Below are 2409 nucleotides of genomic sequence, written 5' to 3' on the forward strand. Positions count from 1 at the left end.
GGTCGGGTAAGGACATGGTGTTACCACCACATCCTCCCCTAAGAACCGTGCATGCGAGTTTCCCCGCACACGGCTCAAGCCTTTCTGGATCCACTTTCGCGAACCGGCTTCACTATACTGAGATTATTAGCATGGATCTGGCGATGACAGGTTGGGTGCACCATGACGAGATTGTTGTTTCCATTCTCGCCACCATCAGTGCGCCGAATCAAATGATGGATATGCCAGCCGCTTTCAGAAGTTATGCACACCTTACATACAGGACACACGCCCCCCTGAGACGACCAGAGACTCGTTAGCTTCTTTCGCCCCTTCAGGGTATTCTGCATTTTAAGGCCTGCCCGCTCCTCAAAATACGTTTCCCACTGGGGATCAAAAGCGTTCGCCTCCAGTCTGATTTTCCGGTGACGTATAACCCGTGTATCTACCGCTTTACGCAGTGATATCAGCACCGGTTTTCCATCCGGATATAGCGCCGCGGTTTTCACTGCAAAGATCCAGTTTCGTGACCCTTGCGTCCTGAAGTAACGCCGCTTTACCCATGCGCACCCTTTTTGTGGGTGACGCCGCCTTGCCCATCGCCATAATGCGCACCAAATTTCATGATCAACTTTGGCATATATTGCTTTTGAAACTACATGTTGATGGTAGTTAGCCCACCCGCTAATTAGAGGATTCAGCATCTCGATCAACTTGCTTTGTTCGATTGCCTTATTCCCCTTCACTATCAGGCGTACCTTACTCAACAGATCAGATATACTTGTTTTTGAAGGTTTTATAAGAAGCTTACCATCGTATTTTCGAATATTCTGACCCAGAAAATCGAATCCTTCGTTAATGTGCGTGATCCTGGTCTTTTCCGGTGAAAGGGTAAGTCCCCTGTTTTGCATAAACACCTCGACCAGCGGCCTGACCTCATTATCCAGGATTTCTTTTGAAGTCCCGGTGATGATGAAGTCATCGGCATACCGCACATAGTTAATTTTAGGACTGATGTCTTTCCCTCTGACCCGTCGAACTCTGAAAGTTGACGACAGCTCAGCCTCCAGCCCATCAAGTGCAAGATTTGCCAGTGTTGGCGAAATAATCCCACCCTGTGGGGTTCCGGAATCTGTCGGGAAAAGTTGTCGGTTTTCCATGTAGCCCGCTTTCAGCCATTTCTGCAAAATTGTTCGATCTACAGCAATATGCTCAAGCAGCCAGTTGTGGCTAATATTATCAAAGCAACCTTTGATATCTCCCTCAAGGATCCACTGCGCGCTATCTTTCTTTGAAAGTACAGTAAAGCACTGCTCAATTGCGTCAGAGGTTGACCTTTTCGGGCGAAATCCAAACGAGCGCCGATCCGCCGTAGTCTCCGCCACGGGTTCCAGTGCAAACAGGTAAAGAGCCTGCATTGCCCTGTCCTTCATGGTTGGGATACCCAGTGGGCGCAGTTTTCCGTTACGTTTAGGAATGAGGAGCCGCCTCAGCGGCTGGGGACGATATCCACGCCGCGTAAGTGATAAAATAGCCTGAAATTTAGCCTCCGGCGTTGACCATGTAATACCATCGACACCGGGTGTGCGCCTGCCTTTATTTTCAGTAACTCGCCTGACGGCAAGAGCTTTGCCGCTAAACGAGTGGGTCAGAATCCATTGCAATGATTTGACTTTGCCGGTTTTTCCTTCCCTTGTAGCCTTTACGATACGCGCCTGTAGTCCGCGCACTTCACGGTAGCATCTGGCCCAGTCGATACTGTGCCATTCTGCAGGGTAGTGTGAGGATGCACCTGTACGGGTATTACTTTGTACAGTCATCTGCTTTCCCTCATGTCCGGATTGCTCAGGTTATCTCGTAAAGAAAGACCATGTGGAAGTCTGCCCACTTTCGTGTAAGGTGATATTGTCACAGGGACTCAACCTCTATTTGACCCATTACAGGCCAACATTCGCTTTCTCCACATTCCTCTGCCCGCACTACCAACAGCCTCCTTTACAGTCAGCCTGCCTGACAGGCGATAATACGGGTTTACCGTGTTCCCTCTGATTAACAGGATGGGTTAGACTTTACCTCTCCACCGGTGGCTGTTTGTCCGTGTGCTCCCAGACTACACAAGAGCAACCCGCCACATACCTTTTGGTTCAGGCTTATCAGCATCTTTAGCCTGTCATTCTTAACGGCGTTTATCGGTAATTCACGTTTGTTAGTCATACCATCCAGCCTTGCGTCGTATCCGCATAATGCTTGCAGACTCTGCCTGACCTCACGATCGCAGCATGATCCGAAGACCCGACTTCGTTGTCCCGACAGCTTCACACAGAACAGTTACCCGTCCTGCATGCGTCGGTAGGCTACTGATGACGGAACATCAGGTTTCACACCAGGTATCTGGCTGAAACAATTAATCAGACGACTTCACGTCGCACG

The 2409-nt window shown here is 49.6% G+C and carries 1 protein-coding gene; it reads right to left on the bottom strand.

The annotated features are described in order from the left end of the window. Positions 1-74: 74 nt before the first annotated feature. A complete protein-coding gene (gene ltrA, locus WFN87_RS23910) occupies positions 75-1799 on the bottom strand; it encodes a group II intron reverse transcriptase/maturase (RefSeq protein WP_336819698.1) in 1725 nt (574 codons plus the stop codon). Between the last annotated feature and the right edge of the window lie 610 nt (positions 1800-2409).

Origin of the sequence: Cedecea sp. AS113 (genome assembly GCF_037152415.1) — a bacterium.
In the GTDB taxonomy this organism is placed as follows: Bacteria; Pseudomonadota; Gammaproteobacteria; order Enterobacterales; family Enterobacteriaceae; genus Cedecea.